This is a genomic window from Ruminococcus albus AD2013, from assembly GCF_000526775.1.
Taxonomy (GTDB): domain Bacteria; phylum Bacillota; class Clostridia; order Oscillospirales; family Ruminococcaceae; genus Hominimerdicola; species Hominimerdicola alba_A.
The window spans coordinates 2,872,399-2,893,143 of the sequence record NZ_JAGS01000001.1; the positions used below are offsets into that span (position 1 = coordinate 2,872,399).

Genomic DNA, 20,745 nt, shown 5'->3' on the forward strand with positions numbered 1-20,745 from the left:
TATTGAACTTCTCTCTTGTGCGGTACTTTTTATTATATCACTTTTTTGCTCTTTTGTCAAGTGCTTTTCGTGATAATTTTTTGCTGCTTCTGAGTTTCGCTCTTCTGAACTAGTTCCGCGCTCGTTCTCTTATCCCTAAGTTTCCCGCGCTTTATTCGTTCTTTCGTGCTCTCTCGTTGACAGCTTAATTATTATAGCGCATTTAGGCGCAAAAGTCAACCCCTTTTTCGACTTTTATTTTAAACAAAAGATTAACTTTCAAAGAAAATTCTCCCTTAAATTATCCAGTTTTAATTTAGATTTTCTGTACTTAATTATTCTTTGGGCATTACTTATAATTCGCATTTTTGTGCATAATATTAATTTATGCAATAAGCTATTGAATTCACTTCTCTTAGATGTTATAATATTTCTATATACATTATATAAGAAAGGGGACAGCTTCGTGAAACATCAGATAACCTCTGGCGATGGCTTCGCCATCAACTCAAGGAAGCCGCGATCCAAATACGCAAAGCGACGCAAAAAGCCTAAAAAACTTATAAATATCATTTTTTCTCAGAAAACTACCATAATTCTTCTACTTTTGCTTCAGTTCGTTCAAATATTCATCATGTTCACAATTCTGAATGAAAACTACAATTACCTATCCGTACTTTTCACCACCCTGGGCATCATCGTTGCTATATATATAGTTAATACCGACCGTCAGCCCGCCTATAAGATAGCATGGATCGTTCCCCTGCTGATCTTCCCGGTATTCACGACTATACTCTACCTTATCCTTACTAATCAGCCCTACAAGCGCAAGGTTTCTAATGCGTATGTTCAAAAAAATCTCGACACCCGCTGCTACTTGCCCGAGGATATCGAGCTTTCAAAAAAGATAAAAGAAGAAGATCCCGAACTTTACCGTCTTGTCCGTTATCTTGATGACAGCGCAGGCTTTCCTGCCTATGGCTGTGAGGATGTTACCTATTTCCCTCTTGGCGAGGACAAATTTGCCGCTATGCTTACCGAACTCCGCAAAGCTGAAAAATTCATCTTCATGGAATACTTCATCGTTGATGACGGTGAAATGTGGGGCGAGATCGTTGATATCCTCATCGAAAAAGCTTTCGCAGGTGTCGAAGTCCGTCTTATCGTTGATGGCATGGGGTCACAGTTCACCATGCCTATGAAAGATAAAAAAGCTATCGAAAAAGCTGGCGGCAAAGTCCTGATATTCAACAAATTCCGTCCCATGATGTCCACTATCCAGAATAACCGCGACCACCGCAAGATACTTGTAGTTGACGGAAATGTCGGTTTCACCGGCGGCGTAAATATCGCAGATGAATATATCAACCGCCTTATCCGTTTCGGTCATTGGAAAGATACTGCCATCATGATACGCGGTCAGGCTGTCTGGAATCTCACCATGATGATCCTCCAGATGTGGGAAGTCATATCTCACGAAACTACCGATTATGAAAAATACCGTCCCACTCCCTCTGATGAAAATACCACATCTCAGGGCATCATCGTACCTTACAGCGATACTCCTCTCGATTCGGAAAAAATAGGCAGAATGGTCTATATGACTATGATAAACACTGCCAAAAATTACCTTTATATAACCACACCATATTTTATCCCCGATAACGAGATACTCACATCTCTTGAACTTGCGGCAAAATCAGGGGTCGATGTCCGCATCATTACCCCACATATCCCCGATAAATGGTACATTCAGTGTCTGACCCGTTCCTATTATATGGAACTTCTGAATATGGGTGTCAGGGTATATGAGTACGTCCCGGGTTTTATTCACGCGAAAAACTGCCTTTCTGATGATAAACGCGCCGTTGTCGGCACTATCAATTTCGATTACCGCTCACTCTATCTCCATTTTGAAGACGCGGCTTTTATGCAGGATACCGCTTGTATCCCCGATATCAAGGCGGATTTTGAAGACCTTTTCAAAAACAAATGTCACCGCATAACACATGAAGATGTTCGTCAGCTTAGTTTTGCCAGCCGATTTATGTCTGTCATTCTCAGGATTTTCGCACCAATGCTTTAAGGAGATACCATGCAGTTATTCAGAAAACATAAACTAAGCAAAAAGAAGATAATTATTCTGTCTGTTGTCATCGTCCTGCTGACGATATTCTGTATTTTCCAGAATAAATATCTTACCGTGGACGAATACACTTTCACCTCTGCAAAAGTTTCCAAATCGGCAGTCGATTTCCGCATCGTACAGGTGTCCGACCTTCACAATGCAAAATTCGGCAGAAACAACTCGCGACTTATCAGCAAGATAAAGGATCAATCTCCCGATATAATTGTAATCACTGGCGATATCGTTGACAGCAATCACACTAATATCGATACCGCCACCGACTTCTGTAAAGAAGCCGCAAAGATCGCCCCATGCTTCTATATCACAGGCAACCACGAAATGTGGTTAGATAAATCTGAAACTGATACCTTATATAGTGGCATGACCTCCGCAGGTGTAACTATTCTCGATAGTACCACCATTACCCTTGAAAACGGCATATACCTCACGGGTCTGGGCGATGACCACCTTTATGACGGCACACTCGCTAAACTTTCGGACAATGTCCCCGATGATGCACTGCATATCGTACTTGCCCACGAACCCCAGTATTTAGAGGAGGAATACACACTCTCCTCCCCCGACCTGATAATAACAGGTCATGCCCACGGCGGACTAGTCAGACTTCCTTTCATCGGCGGCATAGTCGCCCCCGACCAGGGATTTTTCCCGAAATATACCGCAGGCGAATACAAAAGCGGAGATACCACCATGTACGTCAGCAGAGGTCTCGGCAACAGCGTTATACCCCTCCGAATTTTCAACACTCCCGAGATCAATCTGTTGAAAATCAAGGCAAACTGACAATAGGATCATTTTACCACTTTCAAAAAGGTACATCATTCGGTCGATACATTTACCGCTGCAACAAATCGAGCGTGGACAATACAAAATGTCCACGCTCTTTCTATATGCTTTGTCCACGGTAAAAATTCAGCCTTCAAACAAAATTATGTTCATTTTGTTTCCGAGGATATCCCTGACATTGATAAAAGCAAGTAAAAGCGACGTATTGCACAAACGTCATGTGTTAAATTTGTTTAACAACATCTTTACAATTGTGAAAAAATATGTTATAATATATATTACAGAAACGAATAGTTTCGCATTATAATGATCTTTACAGGGCAGAATATAAGATATCAGCCCTGTTATCAAAAAGGAGGAATATTCACAATGGAAGAGCGTTTACAGACTATACAGTCGATCAAGAATAAGAAGGTGCAGATAGGAATTATCCCGGGGCATTTTGCTACCAACCACTCCCACGTTAATTATTATGTTGATATGACATCTATAAAGACCAGCCTTAAAATGGCAAAGGAAGCTGCACATGAACTCGGCAGCACATATGCCAACACAAATATCGAAACGATAATATGTCTTGAAGGCACAGAGATACTCGGCGGTTTTCTTGCTGAATATCTTTCTCAGGCAGGTATAAACAAGGGCGAGGATATCAACCTCATCACCCCCGAACTCAACGCGGTAAATCAGATGATATTCCGTGACAATACCCAGAAAAAGGTATGGGGCAAGCAGATACTTCTGCTGATATCCAGTGCTTCAACAGGTAAAAGTATCAGACGTGCTGTTGATTGTTTACAGTACTACAACGGCAAGCTTGCGGCTGTTGGCGCGATATTCTCAGCTATCGACAAGTTTGACGATATCCCAATCCACGCTTTGTTCACTGACAAAGATCTGCCCAACTATCAGAATTATCCCGCCAATGTTTGCCCTATGTGCAAAAACAGCCAGAAGGTCGATGCTCTGATAAACAGTTTCGGTTATTCAAAACTTTGATATTTTAAGCCGAGTGCTTTTTCAACAGCACTCGGCTTTTTTTGTTGAAAAATTGTTTGGCTTTTTGTGGACTGCGGAGGACTTGTCGCCCCTTGCGGGTCATAATTTTACGGACGCAGAAAGAGCGTGGACGTTATTTTGTCCACGCTCTAAGTTTCCATATTGCCCGCGCTTATTGGTTGGAAGATAGTCTGCTATTGATTTTATTGTGGTCACGTCGCTTTTGCGCCTTGACCGAGAGGCTCTGCCCCTAACAGTCAGCTTTGCTGATTGTGGCTCCCAGCAAGCCTTTCGCGAAAGGCTTGAGCCAAAGCTCTTCTCCTTGGCATTCTATCCAAAGTACAGCTACGTTATTGCCCTGCCAATAATTATGAATTATGAATTAGGACTCCAGGCTCTGCACTATTTCCTCGTCCGGTTTCACGGTTATTGTATAGTTATGTGTGAATATCACCATGCCCGGTTTTGAACCCGCAGGTTTCTTCACAAACTTTACAAAGGTATAATCCACATCACATCTTGATGAATTTTTTGCCTTGGAATAGTACGCTGCTATCATTGCAGCTTCTTCGATGGTACGGTCGGGAGGGAGTTCATCGGGGGTGAATTTTGCAGCTTCCCCTCTGTCGGGACAGCTGATTATTACATGACAGCCTGTGATATCCTTTGCATGGAGCCATACATCGGTCTTTTTGGATTCTTTACAGGTCAGTCTGTCGTTCTGGGCATTATTTCTGCCTACGCGGATATCATACCCCTCACTGGACTTGAACTTCATCGGCGGAAGTGCCTTTGGCGGTTTGCCTTTCTGTCTGCCCCTGCTGATATATCCCTGTTCGCTGAGTTCCTGTCTGAGTGCGGCGATATCGCCCTCTGTTCTGGCACGGGTCAGGGCATCAAGGACAGTATCTAAGTATTTTGCTTCCTCCTCGCCCTGGGCTATCAGCTTTTCAAGAACTTTTTCTGCGGTATCAAGCTTGCGGTATTCCTTGAAATACTTCTGGGCATTCTGGACAGGGGTCAGGCGTTTATCAAGCTTGACCGTGACCTCGGTCTGTTCGGGGTCGTAGAAGTTTATAAGCTTAGCTTCTGTCATGCCCTTTTCGAGGGCATAGAGGTTTGCGGTGATGAGGTCGCCGTACTGTTTCAGCTGTTCTCGTTTTGCACAGTCTTTCAGTTCAAGCTGTTGATTTTTCACCCTTGATTCTGTTCTGTCGATGGTATTGGCAAGCAGACGGAAAAGGTCCTGTGCTTTCTGTCTTGTACGGGAAAGGCTGTCTCTTTCTGAATAGAAATAGTCCAGCAGGGCGGATGGGCTTTCAAACTGCTTTGTCACCATAAGTCCGCCGTACTGGTCTATATTGCAGAAGCAGAAATCTTTCAGTTCGCCGCTTGTGGTCTTTATGACGGTATACTTATTTTCACGTTTATCGAGCTGTTCGCGTATTTTTTTGATATAGAACCACAGTCTGTCCTTATGGTCGGGAGTCATTTCTCCGATTATTACTTCGGTGGAATGTGAGGTAAAGAATGCGCACTCTCTTGCAAAGACGGGGGATATACCCTGAATAGTTTTCATTATGCCTTTTGAGAGTTCCTGTTTTGAAAATTCTGCCAGTTTTTCTTCAAACTCTTCTCTTGAACATTCGGTCAGGGAAAGTCTGCCGTCGCTTTCGGGTAGGGTATATACTACACCCGGAAGCACGGGAGTTTCGGAAACTTCTGTCGAAACTCTTTTTATACTGTCGATGACTTTTCCGTTCTCGTCCGTCAGCAGGAGATTTGCTCTTCTGCCCATAAGTTCTACGGTGACGGTAAGTCTTACCATATCGCCAAGTTCGTTAGTGGCATCAAAATCAAGCATGATAACACGTTCTGCCCCGGGCTGTCTTATATCGATAAGCTTAGCGCCCGAAAGGTGCTTTCTCATCAACATACAGAACATTGGGGGCTGTTTGGGATTTTCGATATCAGCATTGGTCAGGTGCAGTCTTGCTGTGCCTGCCACTGTGTTTATCAGCAGTTTTTTAAGCCCGTCATAGGTACGGATCGCAAAAAGCAATTCACCTTTTGAGGGCTGATGTATCTTATCAACTCTGCCGCCTATAAGGGGCATGAGTTCCTTTTTTATCTCACCGAGAAAAACTCCGTCAAGAGCCATTGTTAATCGTCCTTTCCGATGCGGGGGTCACTTTTTTCCGAAATACTCACCCATGAATTTCTTATAGATAGCAAAAGCCGCATTGCCGGGTGAATCGGGGAAAATAGTTTCTATAACTTTTTCAGCGGGCACCCAGTCAGCCCAGTCAACTTCCGAGGACAGCACCAGCGGCTGTTTCTTCACCCTTGCGATAAAGCCGTGCATAAGAAGTCCCTGTTTCTCGAACCAGTAAGTTCCTGCGTAATCGAGTTTTTCGACTTTGATGCCTATCTCTTCAGCGACTTCCCTGACGGCTGTCTGTTCGGCGTTTTCACCCGGGGTGATATAGCCCGAAACGAAGGTGGTATACTTATCCGACATATAATCCTGCCGCAGAAGTGCTATCTCATCATATTCATTAGCTGCCAGAACTATCGAACAGCTGGGGAAAGTATCGAACCACAGTTTTTCACAGCCCTCGCAATAGGGCACAAGACCCTCATCGCCCGCAGGTCTTTCTGTCAGCTTTCTTCCGCACTGCGGACAGTATATGTATCTCATGTTGTTTCCTCCGCAAAAAGGTCGGAACAGTCTGCAAGCAAAGGGTATCTGCGGATACCCTTTGCTGTACCGCCGTCCCGACCGTAATGATCGTGGTATCTAAGCCTTACTGCTCTTCGGAAGAAGATACAGTGATATCAGGCTTTTCGCCCTCAGCAGCCTCCTGAGCAGCAGCCATTGCAGCGTCCTTGCTCTTCTTGAAGTTTATAAGGGTCTGCTTGATGGATTCCAGCATAGGCTTGGTGAAAGGCAGATTGTGCTCCTGGGTGAAGGGGTTTATAACGAAGCCTTCAACATTTGGAGTGCTCTCTGTCAGGTAAGCGATATCGCTGAACTTCATAGCGAAAGGTCTGTACAGCTGGTCTGTGTTCAGCTTCTTCAGCTCATCGGGATCGGTAAATACAGGGAAGAAAGATACAGAACCTGTCTGGTTGCCCTGCTCATCGCGGATAGGCTTGTTTACCAGCATGAACTTAGCTTCCTGCTTGTCCTTGAACTGAACGTGATTGTTCTGGTCAGCTACCAGCTCCTGACCCTTTTCAATGATAGCGGGTACAAGGAATGTTGATCTCAGTGCGGTATTGATGACCTTGTTCTGAGAGTCTGCATTGAATTCCTTTCTCATAGCATTGATAGCCTCTACCAGTGCGGTATTGTCTATCTTCTCCTGATTTACTGTTCCGGATATGTGTAAATTTTCAGCCATTTTCTTTTACTCCTTTTAAATAAATTTAAGTTTGTTATTATGCCTGTGTTTCCTCTAAGTTTATATCAACTATAAACTTAGGTCTTGCCTTTGTTTCAAGATATATCTTGCCGATATATTCACCGATAACTCCTATCGCCAGCATCTGCAGTCCACCAAGCGCCCACACAGATGTTATCGTTGAAGCCCAGCCCTTTACAGTCGAGCCGAATGCCTTTGTGAACAGGAAGTATATCAGCATTATCACCGAGATAACGAATATGAACACGCCCAGGGCGGTTATGAATCTGATAGGCTTTACCGAAAGGGAAGTTATGCCCTCAACTGCGAAAGCCAGCATCTTTTTCAGCGGATACTTTGATTCGCCCGCTACACGCTCGTTTCTCTCGTACTTAACGATGTCGCTCTTGTAGCCAACCATAGGCACCATTCCTCTCAGGAACAGGTTTACCTCCTTGAACTCTGCCAGCGCATCGACAGCTCTCTTGCTCATCAGTCTGTAATCAGCATGGTCGTAGGTTATCTCCACGCCCATGAATTCCAGCATTTTATAATAGCTTCTGGCTGTGTTCCTCTTGAATGCGGTATCGGTCTCTCTTGAAGACCTTACGCCGTAAACTATCTCACAGCCCTCGGCACGCTTTTCAAGCATACCGTCTATCGCATTGATATCGTCCTGTAAGTCTGCGTCCATAGATATCAGTATGTCCGCATATTTTCTGGCTGTCATAAGACCTGCCAGAAGTGCATTCTGGTGACCCTTGTTTCTTGAAAGCTTTATTCCTGTGAACAGGTTTGTCTGGGGCATATCGTGAAGTTTCTGTATAACTTCCCAGGTATTGTCCTTTGAACCGTCGTCCACGAACATTACTTTACTGTCACTGCTTACCTTGCCCTCAGCAATAAGCCCGTCCATCTTTTTCATAAGAGCTTTTGCAGTTATGGGCAGCATCTCCTCCTCGTTGTAACATGGTATCACCAAATACAGTGTCTCCGCCAATTCATTCATCTCCAAAACTATAATATCGCTTCGGTCAGCTTATCCCGAAAAGTCTGCACGCATTCTCGTTAGTTGCCCGAAGTACTTCTTCTGCGGAAACTCCCTTTATCTCCGCCATGACTTTTGCAGTCTCGGCTATCATTGAACTGTCACTGCGCTCGCCCCTGTAAGGCGGTGGTGCCATATACGGACAGTCCGTTTCAAGCAGCAGCCGTTCAAGCGGCACTGCTTCGCAGGCACGTTTAGCTTTCTTGTTGTTTTTGAAAGCCAGAGCCCCTGTGAATCCTATATACATACCCAGCCCCACGACTTCCTCAGCCGTTTCAGCCGAACCCGAAAAACAGTGCATAACACCCGCGGGTCTCAGTTCACTGAGAACGCCCATACATTCCTCCGTCGCGTCGCGGCAGTGGATTATAACGGGGAGTCCTTTTTCATTTGCGAACTTTACCTGATCTATAAAAAGGGTCTTCTGCTTATCGGCATTATAGCCCTCATAGTGGTGGTCGAGACCAATCTCGCCAACTGCCCTGAGTTTGCCTGTTGCTGATGCTTTTTCATACAGCGTTTTCAGTATCTCCATATAATTATCGGGGACATCGTCCGCATACTCTGGGTGGAAGCCTATGGAGGTATAGTAATTCCCGTACCTTTCAGCCGTTTTGATACCAAACAGCGAGGACTTCTCATCTACTGCCGCGTGGAGCATCTTGTCTACAACATGACCCTCATCTACCAGCAGTTTGTTTAACAGTTCGTATCTGTCCTCATCAAAAGCATTGTCATCATAATGACAATGTGAGTCAAATATCAGCCCTGCCATAGATATCTCCTTTCTGTTCGATATATACAAAAAATATTATAACACATTTATCTACATTTGTAAAGAACTTTTTTTGTCTTTTTAGTAAAAATCACAGCAAAAAATGCGCCCGTTGGATCGAGCGCATTTTGCTGTTGATCATCTTTGCTTTAATTCTGGGAAGAAATAGCAAGCAAACCGTCTTTGTCATAATCAGTGATAGCTTTTAATTCACCTGTTCTGAAATCTGCTTCTACTTTATAGTATTCCACAGATTTACCTGTATCAAGATTATTTAAGGTGATCGTGAATACATCAGTATCTTTGTTGCTTGAAAGATATATCGGAATAGCGTTGCTTTCATCATCTTCGCCGTTAAAATCGTAAATCTCGCCCCAATAACGATAATCATCCGAATCAACACAGACAGCGAAACTGCCGCGCAGACCTTTCGGGATCGACAGGTTGAATGTCAGATCATTCTTATATTCGGCATATTTATATACGTAGATCATGACGGTACTGCCAAGAGGTGCTTCGGTACCCGCAGCAGGCTCGATACGTACTACCTGACCTTCGGAAGCATCATCATACGCAGACCTGAGAACAGGTTTGAAACCTGCTTCTGTCAGTTTTCTTTCGGCATCTTCTGCTTCATTTCCGATAACATCGGGGATAGTTGCATTGCTGCTTGTATCATTTTCGTTTGCTTCGGTGGTATCCTTGACGTTTGTCTTCAGGTTGAAGTTTGAATACTCATTGCCGAAAAGATTGAAACATTTATTATGAGCGTTGTCCAGGCATACATCACCTGTATTCTCATCGTAAAGTACATTCATGCCGTCTCTGCGAATAGCGCGGTTATCGATCTTTGTTTCGTATACTTTCTTAAATTCGTTTTCGATATCATAAACGTTAAGTACTGAACCGGAATCGCCATCGCTGCTTAAAAACAGATATTTGCCATCTTTTGTCAAATAAATATTATACTGATCTCCATTACTATCACCCACTATATCATCAAATACCAGTTCATCTTTTGGTTTACCGTCTACGGGTTCTTCTTCGCCTGTCATGTCTATGCGTCCAAATTGCTGCTTACCGTCTTTACCACTGTAAACGATGTACAGATATTTTCCGCTGTCAAAATATAACGGAATGTCAAAATCTTTGTTTGTTTCGTAGGTATATTCGTTATAAGCATATCCGTCATCAAGTGAAACAGTGTGCAAAGTTACTGAATTTTCATTAGATGAAGCGTAATAAATGCATTTGCCATTATTAGATATTTTTTTGTCAGGGAAAACAAAACCGGAATTTTTGGATTTGTGGATAACGTTACCCTTGCTGTCGTAAATAGAGAAATCTTGACCAACTATATATGATTCATTATCGGGCGTTATTAAAACTTTTGGTTCAGTAAGTCCGGCATCGAAGCTGAATGTACTGTTTTCGATGGGCACAAGATCTAGATCATAAAATTCGTAGGTATATTCAGTATCCGTCTTGGCATTTTCTTTGAATTTGACATTTAATATGCAATTTTCCTCGACCTGAACTGATCTCAATTTCTTTGTATCATTTATCAATACGCTCTTTACCGAGTTTGTATCAGGCTCATAAACATAAAGATAAGAATTTAAATATTCCGTGATGCCAAATTCATCGGCTTGTTTGTTAAAAGCCTTTCCTACCAGAAAATTGCCGTTGGATAATTTCCATAAAGCCGATTCAGATCCGAACTTGTCTTCTATCTTTTCAGCCTCAGGGTCAAATCCGAGTTCCTCATTCGATACAGGCAATTCATCGACAGCTTCGCCGTTGTAATAATGTGTATCGGAAGTATCTGCCGTGTCATTCTGTACACTCTTTGGCATACCGAAGTTGGAATACTCTTTTCCTGTGAGGTTGAGGCAGACAGGACCGCCGTCTTCTGCAAAAGGCTTACAAAGACATACATCGCCTGTGGCTTCATCATAAAGTATACCTATGCCGTCTCTGTCAATGCGGATAGTGCCTATTTTTGTTTCGTATACTTTCTTCATTTCATTCTCTATGTCATAAACACAAAGTATGTTGTCATTTTCGTCGTTGTGGGAGTTAAACAGATATTTGCCGTCTCTTGTTATATAGGTACTATCCGCAAATGTATAATCATAGATCATATCATCTTCGGGTTTGCCGAATACAAGTTCCTCTTTGCCTGTCATATCTATACGTCTGTATCTCTGCTCGCCTTTATCATTAAGGAAAACGGTGTAAAGATATCTTCCGCTGTCAAAATAGTACGGATATTTTGTATTGTTGTATATACTGTCAGTATGTTCGGCATCAACATATCCGTCTGCAAGCGCGACAGCGTGCAGAGTCATCGAATCACCGTTTGATGTACCGTAATAGAAATACTTGCCATTAGTCGATATAGATATGGTGTTTGGAGTTATACTGTCACATTGTTCAGACTTGTAGACAACATTGCTCTTACTGTCATAAAGATAAAGCTCGGTACCATAGTCAGTATATTTGTACGCAACTAAATATGCTTTATTATCGGACGTTACCATGATCTTGGAAGCAGTATATTCGGTATCAAATTCAAATGAACATTCTTCGACCGGTGCAAGGTTAAGATCATATACTTTGCAGGTCATGTCAGTTCGTTGTTCTCTCTGTGTAAATACTATACGGTTCCAATTTGCGCCGTACTGAACAAATGACTTAGTGTAAGAATAAGGATCGTCAAGATCCGTTAGTACGCTTTTTACCGAGTTTGTTTCCGGATCGTATATATAGAAGCAGCAGCGGCAGTAATCTCCGCTTTCATATTCATTGCCGTTTTCATCAAATGAAACTCCTACCAGAAAATTGCCGTTAGCTAACGTCCAGATATAAGGATTATATCCGAACTTGTCATATATCTGCTCAGCCTCCGGGTGAAATCCGAGTTCCTCATTGGTCATGGGCAGTTTGTCAACTTTCTCTCCGTTGTAATAATATGCACCGTCATCTGTGGTTTGTTCGGTATGTGAATCGGTGCCGGGAGCAACTCTGGCAAAGCCGTTTTTCAGCAGGTATGAACCTCCGCCCACTGCTAAAACGCCCGCGATAACTGCCGCAGCTATCCTGCCGCGCCTGTTGACTTTTATTTTTCCTGTTCTTTCATTCTGGTCAGCTGTTTTGCTGACTGTTATAGTTTTATTGTTATCCATAATGTCACCTGTTAAGCCTTTCCGAATGCGAGCCTTGACAGCACTGTCTGCCCGCACATTATCGAAAGCAGCTGCAAGCTTTTCATCAAGCTCTTTGTCTGTCATAGTCTCACCCTCCCAGTTCTTTTTTCAGCTTTTTTCTTGCACGGTGTATGTATGAATATACTGTATTTTCACGGCATTTCATCAGCTTCGCGGTCTCGGCGGCTGTATAACCTTCGTAGAGGTTCAGGTAGACAGCCATGCGCTCTTTTTCGGGCAGACGCATAACTGCGTCCATGACCTCATTGTACTCAAAAGCCGTACCCTTATCCGCCGCCAAATCAAGTTCGGTATCTTTTCTGTGATGTCTCCTCAGCATAGTTTTGCAGACGTTCTGCGCCGTGACGATAAGCCACGCTTTGGTATGCTCATTCGTTTCGGGTATAACTCCCGCTTCAAGATAATGCATGAATACGGTCTGCGCCGCGTCTTCTGCATCGGCGGTATGACCGTGGAAATACACGTAGCATATCCTGTACACCATATCAAAATATTCATCATATACGGCATCAAATCCGTTCAGCTCGAAACAAGCTGTTTCCATAGTCAAACCACCCCCTTACAGTCCGCCGCCGAGGGGGTCGGCAGCGGGTGTTTTTGGTTTTCTGTATATAATACGTTTGTAAATAGCATATCCTTGCAGGTGAAAAAAATTTTTTCAGAAAAAAAGAATAATGAATAACAAAGCCGCATCAAAACCACCGCCAAAGGCGATACCTTGATTTTTCATTATTCATTATTCACTATCCGTTATTCATTGTGCGGCAGCAGACAAAATTGCCCCGCCGCGTTTCTTATTTTCCTACGCAGAATTTTGAGAACACTTCTGCCACCACTGCTTCGGTGGCTTTTTCGCCTGTCAGTTCAAGCAGAGAATCTGCGGCGAAATCTATCATTACTGTTACCGCGTCAAGAGTTTCGCCCATATCGAGGGCTTCAAGTGCGGCTTTAAGATTTGCATGGGCTTTATCAAGACAGCATTTCTGTCTTTCGTTGGCGAATATGGTGCTGTTGGCATCATAATTCTCGGGTGTGAATATCTTTTCCACAGCCGCCTGTATCTGTGACCTGTCATCGATGTTCTTGGCGGATATACAAACTATATTATCGCTATAATCCCTGAAAAAGTTTTCATCAACTGCGCTTTCGAGGTCGGATTTGTTCAGCACGATAAGGCTTCTTTTTCCTGATGCCTTAACCTTTTCAAGCAGGGCGATATCGTCATCATCGGGTTTGACGGAAGTATCGAAGACTTCGATAACGAACATACACTCATCAAGGCGTTTTTCAGCCATTTCAACGCCTATCTTTTCGACTTTATCTTCGGTGTCGCGTATGCCCGCTGTGTCCGAAAGCCTGAATACCAGTTCGCCAAGCTTTGCGCTTTCTTCAATGACATCTCGTGTCGTGCCGGCGATCTCTGTTACTATTGAACGGTCATAACCCAGCAGAAGATTCATCAGTGTCGATTTGCCGACATTCGGCTTGCCTGCTATGACGGTATCGATGCCCTGCTTTATCAGCATACCGTTATCGTGGTCGGCGATAAGCTTGCCAGTGACGGACAGCGCTTTCCCGATACTTTCACGGAGGGCTGTTTCCTCAACTGCGGGGAGATCTTCCTCGGGATAATCCACCCATGCCGCAAGTTCGCCCAGAAGCTTTACAAGGTCGCCTGTGACTTCGTGAATCTGCCCGAAAAGACTGCCCTGCCTTGTAAGATTAGCCGAAGCCAGGGCATATTCGCCCTGTGCCGCAATGGTATCCATAACAGCCTCAGCCTGAGTAAGTGAAAGCTTGCCGTTCAGCATAGCCCTTTTTGTGAATTCGCCTGCCTGTGCAAGTCCACAGCCGTTTTCAAGACAAAGTCTCAGCACTTTTTTAGTGACATATATACCGCCGTGGCAGGATATCTCGCATACGTCCTCCCCCGTATAGGAATGGGGCGCACGGAAAACCGTCAGCACGCCGTCATCAACGGTCTTGTCGCCGTCATGTATCTGACCGTAGGCGCAGGTATAGCCCTGCATTTTTTCAACACTTTCACAGGTGAAAGGTTTAAAAACTTCAGCCGCGCAGCTTACTGCATTTTCGCCGCTTATCCTTATTACAGATATACCGCCCTCTGCAAGGGGGGTCGATATTGCACATACTGTTGACATTCTGTCACTCCTCAAGTTTTCTTCTGAGTTTGCTGTACTCAGCGCACATATTCTTATACCATTTTTCTTCGCGGTAATGATTGATATCGTATTCAAGATTGTCTCGCGCATCACGCACTTCGTCGGAATCGGGCGCGGACATAAGATATTCCTTGTATGATCTTTCATTGCAAAACAGAAGTATTTCCAGAGTCATATCGGGATATTCGTCACGCTTCATCAGATGTCCGCTCTTTATTATCAGCTTATCAAAACGCTCGGGGGCATTGTCATATATCAGTTTAAGATAGCATATCCCCGTTACGTTCAGCTCGAAACTGCTTGCATATATATACCCGAGAAAATGATCTGCCAGCCGAAGATATTCTTCGTCACTAAGCTTTGCAGGATCAGCCATTTCAAGATATTTCTCCATAGACCTGTCCCTAATCAAAGACTGCATCCCTCGACCTCGCCCTTACTATTGAGCGAAACGCTTATGCAGTGGTCAGTGTACAAGCTATTTCCGTTGTAGCTCCCGTCCAGTACCAGACAGATATTGTCATCGGCATATATATGTATCGATACCACATGAAGCAGTTTCTTGAACTCCTCGGGCGGAAGTTCCACCTCTGTGCCGTTTTCGTCCTCTACCCATGTCAGCACTGTACCGTCCTCGGTGAGAAAATATTCTGCCGCACCCTGCCTTGCCCTTTCAAGCCAGAATTCCTGTTCGCTCATGAGCTTTTTCAGCGTGGCAAGACCCTTCTTCATCTCGAAAGTTTCCTCGCTGTCACAGTCTATCTCTACGTTGTAGATATCATAGGTCCCGCTCTCATCTGTCCATTCCGCAAAGCCGAGATACGCATAGCAGGGCTTTGTTTTTTCCTTGTCCCAATACTCCATAGTGAACTTCCCGAACTCGGTATCCACTGTGTAAGGCTCGGGCTTGGGTTTGCGTTCTTTCCCAAAAAGCTTATCTAAAAATGACATAAAGATCTTCCTTTCGGTCGGTCACTATCAGGGCTACTTTATAGTTTCCAGATATACCAGCAGTACATTTATATCCGCAGGGTTCACACCGCTGATACGGCTTGCCTGTCCCACGGAGAGCGGACGTATCTTCGCCAGCTTTTCAGCCGCTTCAAGACGCAGTGAGCCTACCTTTGAATAGTCGATATTCTCGGGTATCTTCTTGTTTTCCAGCTTTCGCATAGCCGCAACCTGTTCCAGCTGTATCTTGATGTAGCCCTCATACTTTATCATAAGTTCCACCTGCTCGCAAACATCATCAGGCAGGTCGGGTCTTTCCGGGTCGATGAATGCAAGACCTTTGTAAGTCAACTGAGGGCGGCGTATCAGCTGTGTCAGCTTTATGCCGTTGTTTATACCGTCAGTACCCTGTGATACAAGGTACTCGTTCAGCTTTTCTGAGGGTGCTATATTTATGGCGGAAATACGCTTTATCTCCGCATCTATCTGCTCTTTCTTTTTCAGAAAAGCCGCATATCTCTCATCATCGATAAGCCCTACCCTGTGACCTGTTTCGGTAAGTCTCAGGTCGGCGTTATCCTGTCTCAGCAGAAGTCTGTACTCGCTTCGGCTGGTAAGCATACGGTAGGGGTCGGAAACGCCCTTGGTGCAGAGGTCGTCCACCAGTGTGCCTATGTAGCTGCTTGCACGGTCGAGAACCATAGGCTCTTCGCCTTTCAGTTTCAGTGCGGCGTTTATGCCCGCCACAAGACCCTGCGCGGCGGCTTCTTCATAGCCAGAGGTGCCGTTGAACTGCCCCGCGCCGTAAATGCCGTGGAATTCCTTGAATTCAAGGGTGGGCAGAAGGTCGTTTGGGTCACAGCAATCGTATTCGATAGCATAGGCATTACGCATTATCTCCACATTTTCAAGACCCTCGATAGTACGCAGGAATTGCAGCTGAACATCAACAGGCAGAGATGAACTCATGCCCTGAAGATAGTATTCATCGGTATCAAGACCCATGGGCTCGATAAAAAGCTGATGTCTTGGCTTATCGGAGAAACGCATTATCTTGTCCTCGATGGAAGGACAGTATCTTGGGCCGATAGCGTGTATCCTGCCCGAATATATTGGCGAAAGATGGATATTATCCATTATTACCTTGTGGGTCTCGGCGTTTGTGTAGCTGACGTAGCAATCCACCTTGTTTTCGATATTTCCGCTGTCGGTAAACGAGAAAGGTGTAATATCGTCATCGCCGTGCTGAACTTCAAGCTTTGAAAAATCAATTGAACGCTTGTGTACTCTTGCAGGAGTGCCTGTCTTGAAACGGCGCAATGTCATTCCTGCGGCTTTCAGACTGTCGGAAAGTTTTCTTGCAGGCAGTACCGAATCGGGGCCGCTGGGGTAGGTAGTAGTACCTACGTGTATCTCACCATTAAGGTAAGTTCCGCTGGCAATTATCACCGCCTTGCAGCCGTATTCAACACCGAGATGTGTACGCACACCGCGAACAGTCTTGCCGTCATCTTCAAACAGCACATCGGTTATCTCAGCCTGTTTCAGATACAGACCCTCGGTGTCCTCGATTGTCTTTTTCATAAGGTTGTGGTATGCCATACGGTCTATCTGCGCACGCAGACTATGTACCGCAGGGCCTTTTCCGCGGTTCAGCATACGGCTTTGGATAAGGGTCTTATCCGCTGCCTTGCCCATTTCACCGCCGAGTGCGTCTATCTCGCGCACAAGATGTCCCTTGGCGGTACCGCCTATCGAGGGATTGCAGGGCATATTCGCCACTGCATCAAGGGTTATGGTGAACAGTGCTGTTTTAAGACCAAGCCTTGCCCCTGCCAGCGCAGCCTCACAGCCCGCATGACCTGCGCCTATTACTATGATATCAAAATTTTCCATACGGTCTGCTCCTAACGATAATATATCAAACTCTCTTATCCCAAAAAACGCCGCACCACTTACAGGCGCGGCAGTTATTTCATATACTTGAAGTCATAAAGATATACAGAACGTCTTTATCACAAATTCCCCGCCCTTGCGGACGGGGGATATGTACTGTAATGTTTTATATCTCTTACTTTGTAGGCACCAGCTTGTCCTTGCCGCCCATGTACATTCTGAGAGGTTCAGGGATAGATACTGTGCCGTCGCCGTTGAGGTTGTTCTCCAGGAATGCGATGAGCATTCTGGGAGGTGCAACAACGGTGTTGTTGAGGGTGTGTGCAAAATACTTGCTGCCGTCTTCACCCTTAACTCTTATCTGGAGTCTTCTTGCCTGAGCATCGCCCAGATTCGAGCAGGAACCTACCTCGAAGTACTTCTTCTGTCTGGGGCTCCATGCCTCAACGTCGCAGCTCTTTACCTTCAGGTCAGCCAGGTCGCCCGAACAGCACTCAAGAGTACGTACAGGGATATCCAGCGAACGGAAGAAGTCAACAGAGTTCTGCCAAAGCTTGTCATACCATGTCTTGCTGTCTTCAGGCTTGCAGACTACGATCATTTCCTGCTTCTCGAACTGGTGTATACGGTATACACCTCTCTCCTCGATGCCGTGAGCACCTACTTCCTTACGGAAACAAGGAGAATAGCTGGTCAGTGTCTGGGGCAGCTTAGCTTCCGGCAGAGTTGTCTTGATGAACTTGCCTATCATGGAATGCTCGGAAGTACCTATAAGATACAGATCCTCGCCCTCGATCTTGTACATCATGTTCTCCATCTCAGCGAAGCTCATAACGCCTGTAACAACGCTGGATCTTATCATGAAAGGAGGTACATAGTAAGTAAATCCCCTGTCGATCATGAAATCTCTTGCATAGGAGAGTATAGCAGAGTGAAGTCTTGCGATATCGCCCTTGAGATAATAGAAACCGTTACCCGAAGTCTCGCGCGCAGCATCGAGGTCGATGCCGTCGAAAGTCTCCATGATATCAACATGGTAGGGTACTTCAAAATCAGGAACAACAGGCTCACCGAACTTCTCTATCTCAACATTCTCGCTGTCGTCCTTGCCTATGGGCACGCTGTCGTCGATGATGTTGGGGATCACCAGCATTCTCTCGCGGATCTTAGCTTCCAGCTCTTCTTCCTTGACTTCAAGGTCAGCCAGTTCCTTAGCCATAGCATTGACCTCAGCCTTTACAGCCTCAGCCTCTTCTTTCTGACCCTTGCCCATCAGAGCACCTATCTGCTTGGACTTAACGTTTCTCTGATTTCTCAGTTCATCTGCCTTTGTACGTGCAGCTCTGTATTCCTTATCGAATTCAGCTACTTCGTCAACCAGTACGAGCTTTTCGTCCTGGAACTTCTTTTTGATATTTTCTTTGACCAGCTCGGGGTTGGTTCTTATAAGCTTGATATCTATCATATTTATTACTCCTCACCTTAGGCTTTCGCCCGAAATTTATCAACTTATAGTGTAACATTTATTATAGGTTTTGTCAAGACCCGATGAAGTTTGCGCACGGAAATCAATTTTCAAAAATCACCCTCGAAATCATCAGCGGCTCCATAAGACATTCAAACATAAGTTTGGATATGGCGGCTTTAGAATTGTTCCGATTTTTAAAGTTCTTGATTAAATTTATCGCAGCTTTTCTGAACATATTCAGGCATTGCTGAACGTCTTTGTTTTCGACTCTGCACCAATCTTCTTCAAAATGAACATCAAGCAGCCAGTGCATTGACTCAACTGACCATTCCATTCTTGCATGATGAAGGAGCTGTTCCGCTGTCATTTCGCGGCTTGAAAGGTAATAGTGCCATTCGCTCGAAGTGCCTTTTTTCGTTGCAAATTCAGTATGAATGGCTCCTATGCACTTCAGATTTTTCCACTCTTTTTTCTGTTCCAGCCAGTTGATATCTGTTGTTACATACGCTGTCCTTGTTTCAACTCTGCCACGGTTTTTCTCCGTTCTTGAAACTGTTTGCATAGTGTCTCTGAGAGAACTGTCCTGCACATAATCCTCGATATCTTTCTTCAAATTTGGGTGATTATCCTTAACGCAAAGCAGATAATCTGCCTTTTGTTTTACGATAATCTCAGCAGTTTCTTTCTGACAGTTCAGTGCATCCGCAACAACTATATTACCCTTTATTTTCAGTTCTTTCAGAAGCTCCTGCACCGCAGGTATCTCGTTGCTTTTATCGTCCGTGCTGCGTTGTGCCAGGGTCAATCCAAGTTCGCATACCTGTGCGCTGATGATGTGCAGAGGACTTTCGATCTTACTCATTTTAAGTGTCGAACAAACAGTTTTCCCGTCAAGAGAGATCGTCATACTTTTGGACTTTTCGGGCATAAATGAATAGACCCAATCCGCAAAACAGCGGTTGAGCGATTCGGGCTTGACATATTTCAGCAGGCTCAATATCCAATAATAGCAAGGGACATGATCGATTCCGAATTTCTCCTTTAAGAATTCGCTTACTCTGTCATTTGTCGCCCATTGATGAATCTGATGAATATTTCTAAGTCCACAGATACTTCCAAGAATTGCTATTGTAATGATATCGGGGATACTGCAAAAATAGCCGTCATATTCCTCATATAATTCAATATCTTCAAAATACTCGGTTATTCCATTATTCATGCCTATATTATATCATTTTCCAGGTGCTCTGTCCAGTAATTTGTACAATCTGAAATATAAATGTAACTTTTGAAACCTGATTTTTTGAAAATTGATTTCCGTGAAGTTTGCGCGATGTAAATTCTGGAAATAATTATTTTAGTGGGGTGAGAAGCAGAAATGAGGATAAGAATGCCAAGGAGGAGAGCTTTTGGTCAAGCTTTTCGCGAAAAGCTTGTGGGGAGTTTGAGGGGCGGAGTCCCTCAATCACCAAGGCGCAAAGCCAAAATGCACAGCGAACAATAAGAGCGAAACAGACTTTCGACCAATAGGGCGCGGCAATAATCAAAAAATCGAGCGTGGACAAAACTAATGCCCCCGCACAAACTATCAGCGTAAATTATTGCCGCGCCCGCCGTCAAACAGCGAAGCGTTTTTGACGGCTCGACCCGACGGCGCTGCCGACGCAGTCGCAGCTGAGGGGCGAAAACTCGCAAAGCAATGTCCCAAAACAAACCATCGACCAGCCAAGTAAACCTCGATCTATATTTTCAGACAAGTATCTGTTTACTAAAACCCAGAGCGCGGCAATATCTCCACACATAGTTTGTGCGTGGTATAAGCTTTGCACACGCTCGATTTTTTGATTATTGCCGCGCCTTTTTTGACATGACGG

The 20,745-nt window shown here is 44.6% G+C and carries 16 protein-coding genes; 3 read left to right on the top strand and 13 right to left on the bottom strand.

Annotated features, from left to right (window positions below):
- Window positions 1-445 precede the first annotated feature (445 nt).
- The 3 genes from cls to N773_RS0112825 all read left to right on the top strand — a co-directional run bounded on the left by cls (window position 446) and on the right by N773_RS0112825 (window position 3,913).
- A complete protein-coding gene (gene cls, locus N773_RS0112815) occupies window positions 446-2,065 on the top strand; it encodes a cardiolipin synthase (protein WP_024858146.1) in 1,620 nt (539 codons plus the stop codon).
- A 9-nt stretch (window positions 2,066-2,074) separates the two neighbouring features.
- A complete protein-coding gene (locus tag N773_RS0112820; RefSeq protein ID WP_024858147.1) occupies window positions 2,075-2,911 on the top strand; it encodes a metallophosphoesterase in 837 nt (278 codons plus the stop codon).
- Between the two features lie 372 nt (window positions 2,912-3,283).
- Window positions 3,284-3,913, top strand: a complete 630-nt coding sequence (locus tag N773_RS0112825) for an orotate phosphoribosyltransferase (protein ID WP_024858148.1) — start codon at window positions 3,284-3,286, stop codon at window positions 3,911-3,913.
- 382 nt (window positions 3,914-4,295) lie between these two features.
- On the opposite strand, the gene N773_RS0112830 is transcribed toward N773_RS0112825, so the two are convergent.
- The 13 genes from N773_RS0112830 to N773_RS21880 all read right to left on the bottom strand — a co-directional run bounded on the left by N773_RS0112830 (window position 4,296) and on the right by N773_RS21880 (window position 20,090).
- A complete protein-coding gene (locus N773_RS0112830; RefSeq protein WP_024858149.1) occupies window positions 4,296-6,074 on the bottom strand; it encodes an Rqc2 family fibronectin-binding protein in 1,779 nt (592 codons plus the stop codon).
- A gap of 27 nt (window positions 6,075-6,101) precedes the next feature.
- A complete protein-coding gene (locus tag N773_RS0112835) occupies window positions 6,102-6,614 on the bottom strand; it encodes an NAD(+) diphosphatase (protein WP_024858150.1) in 513 nt (170 codons plus the stop codon).
- Window positions 6,615-6,720: 106 nt separating this feature from the next.
- Window positions 6,721-7,320, bottom strand: a complete 600-nt coding sequence (locus tag N773_RS0112840; protein ID WP_024858151.1) for an SseB family protein — start codon at window positions 7,318-7,320, stop codon at window positions 6,721-6,723.
- Between the two features lie 37 nt (window positions 7,321-7,357).
- Entirely contained in the window at window positions 7,358-8,320 is a 963-nt protein-coding gene (locus tag N773_RS0112845; RefSeq protein ID WP_024858152.1) for a glycosyltransferase family 2 protein, read from the bottom strand.
- 34 nt (window positions 8,321-8,354) lie between these two features.
- On the bottom strand, window positions 8,355-9,143 hold the full coding sequence (locus N773_RS0112850; protein WP_024858153.1) for a TatD family hydrolase: 789 nt from the start codon (window positions 9,141-9,143) through the stop codon (window positions 8,355-8,357).
- 149 nt (window positions 9,144-9,292) lie between these two features.
- Window positions 9,293-12,436, bottom strand: coding sequence for a PASTA domain-containing protein (locus N773_RS0112855; protein WP_024858154.1), 3,144 nt, complete (start codon window positions 12,434-12,436; stop codon window positions 9,293-9,295).
- Window positions 12,437-12,440: 4 nt separating this feature from the next.
- Window positions 12,441-12,917, bottom strand: coding sequence for an RNA polymerase sigma factor (locus N773_RS0112860; RefSeq protein WP_024858155.1), 477 nt, complete (start codon window positions 12,915-12,917; stop codon window positions 12,441-12,443).
- Between the two features lie 250 nt (window positions 12,918-13,167).
- Window positions 13,168-14,535, bottom strand: coding sequence for a tRNA uridine-5-carboxymethylaminomethyl(34) synthesis GTPase MnmE (gene mnmE / locus N773_RS0112865; protein ID WP_024858156.1), 1,368 nt, complete (start codon window positions 14,533-14,535; stop codon window positions 13,168-13,170).
- A gap of 4 nt (window positions 14,536-14,539) precedes the next feature.
- Window positions 14,540-14,950 carry a hypothetical protein gene (locus N773_RS0112870; protein ID WP_196231646.1) on the bottom strand — a complete coding sequence of 137 codons (411 nt, stop codon included), beginning with the start codon at window positions 14,948-14,950 and terminating at the stop codon, window positions 14,540-14,542.
- Window positions 14,951-14,964: 14 nt separating this feature from the next.
- The gene (locus N773_RS0112875) at window positions 14,965-15,507 is read right to left on the bottom strand and encodes a DUF2262 domain-containing protein (protein WP_024858158.1); all 543 of its coding nucleotides are present in this window, start codon (window positions 15,505-15,507) and stop codon (window positions 14,965-14,967) included.
- Between the two features lie 33 nt (window positions 15,508-15,540).
- Complete coding sequence (gene mnmG / locus N773_RS0112880) at window positions 15,541-17,403, bottom strand: tRNA uridine-5-carboxymethylaminomethyl(34) synthesis enzyme MnmG (RefSeq protein ID WP_024858159.1); 1,863 nt, start codon at window positions 17,401-17,403, stop codon at window positions 15,541-15,543.
- A 175-nt stretch (window positions 17,404-17,578) separates the two neighbouring features.
- On the bottom strand, window positions 17,579-18,868 hold the full coding sequence (gene serS / locus N773_RS0112885; protein WP_013496849.1) for a serine--tRNA ligase: 1,290 nt from the start codon (window positions 18,866-18,868) through the stop codon (window positions 17,579-17,581).
- A gap of 103 nt (window positions 18,869-18,971) precedes the next feature.
- Window positions 18,972-20,090 (bottom strand): ISAs1 family transposase, encoded by a 1,119-nt coding sequence (locus N773_RS21880; protein WP_024856640.1) that lies wholly within the window; start codon window positions 20,088-20,090, stop codon window positions 18,972-18,974.
- Window positions 20,091-20,745: the final 655 nt, after the last annotated feature.

Excerpts from the sequence above, each read along its gene's own strand:
- N773_RS0112825 (WP_024858148.1), top strand. The coding sequence starts at position 3,284 with ATGGAAGAGCGTTTACAGACTATACAGTCGATCAAGAATAAGAAGGTG.
- N773_RS21880 (WP_024856640.1), bottom strand. The coding sequence starts at position 20,090 with ATGAATAATGGAATAACCGAGTATTTTGAAGATATTGAATTATATGAG.
- N773_RS0112835 (WP_024858150.1), bottom strand. The coding sequence starts at position 6,614 with ATGAGATACATATACTGTCCGCAGTGCGGAAGAAAGCTGACAGAAAGA.
- N773_RS0112840 (WP_024858151.1), bottom strand. The coding sequence starts at position 7,320 with ATGGCTGAAAATTTACACATATCCGGAACAGTAAATCAGGAGAAGATA.
- N773_RS0112860 (WP_024858155.1), bottom strand. The coding sequence starts at position 12,917 with ATGGAAACAGCTTGTTTCGAGCTGAACGGATTTGATGCCGTATATGAT.
- N773_RS0112820 (WP_024858147.1), top strand. The coding sequence starts at position 2,075 with ATGCAGTTATTCAGAAAACATAAACTAAGCAAAAAGAAGATAATTATT.
- mnmG (WP_024858159.1), bottom strand. The coding sequence starts at position 17,403 with ATGGAAAATTTTGATATCATAGTAATAGGCGCAGGTCATGCGGGCTGT.
- N773_RS0112830 (WP_024858149.1), bottom strand. The coding sequence starts at position 6,074 with ATGGCTCTTGACGGAGTTTTTCTCGGTGAGATAAAAAAGGAACTCATG.
- N773_RS0112850 (WP_024858153.1), bottom strand. The coding sequence starts at position 9,143 with ATGGCAGGGCTGATATTTGACTCACATTGTCATTATGATGACAATGCT.
- N773_RS0112855 (WP_024858154.1), bottom strand. The coding sequence starts at position 12,436 with ATGACAGACAAAGAGCTTGATGAAAAGCTTGCAGCTGCTTTCGATAAT.
- serS (WP_013496849.1), bottom strand. The coding sequence starts at position 18,868 with ATGATAGATATCAAGCTTATAAGAACCAACCCCGAGCTGGTCAAAGAA.
- N773_RS0112875 (WP_024858158.1), bottom strand. The coding sequence starts at position 15,507 with ATGTCATTTTTAGATAAGCTTTTTGGGAAAGAACGCAAACCCAAGCCC.
- N773_RS0112870 (WP_196231646.1), bottom strand. The coding sequence starts at position 14,950 with ATGGAGAAATATCTTGAAATGGCTGATCCTGCAAAGCTTAGTGACGAA.
- mnmE (WP_024858156.1), bottom strand. The coding sequence starts at position 14,535 with ATGTCAACAGTATGTGCAATATCGACCCCCCTTGCAGAGGGCGGTATA.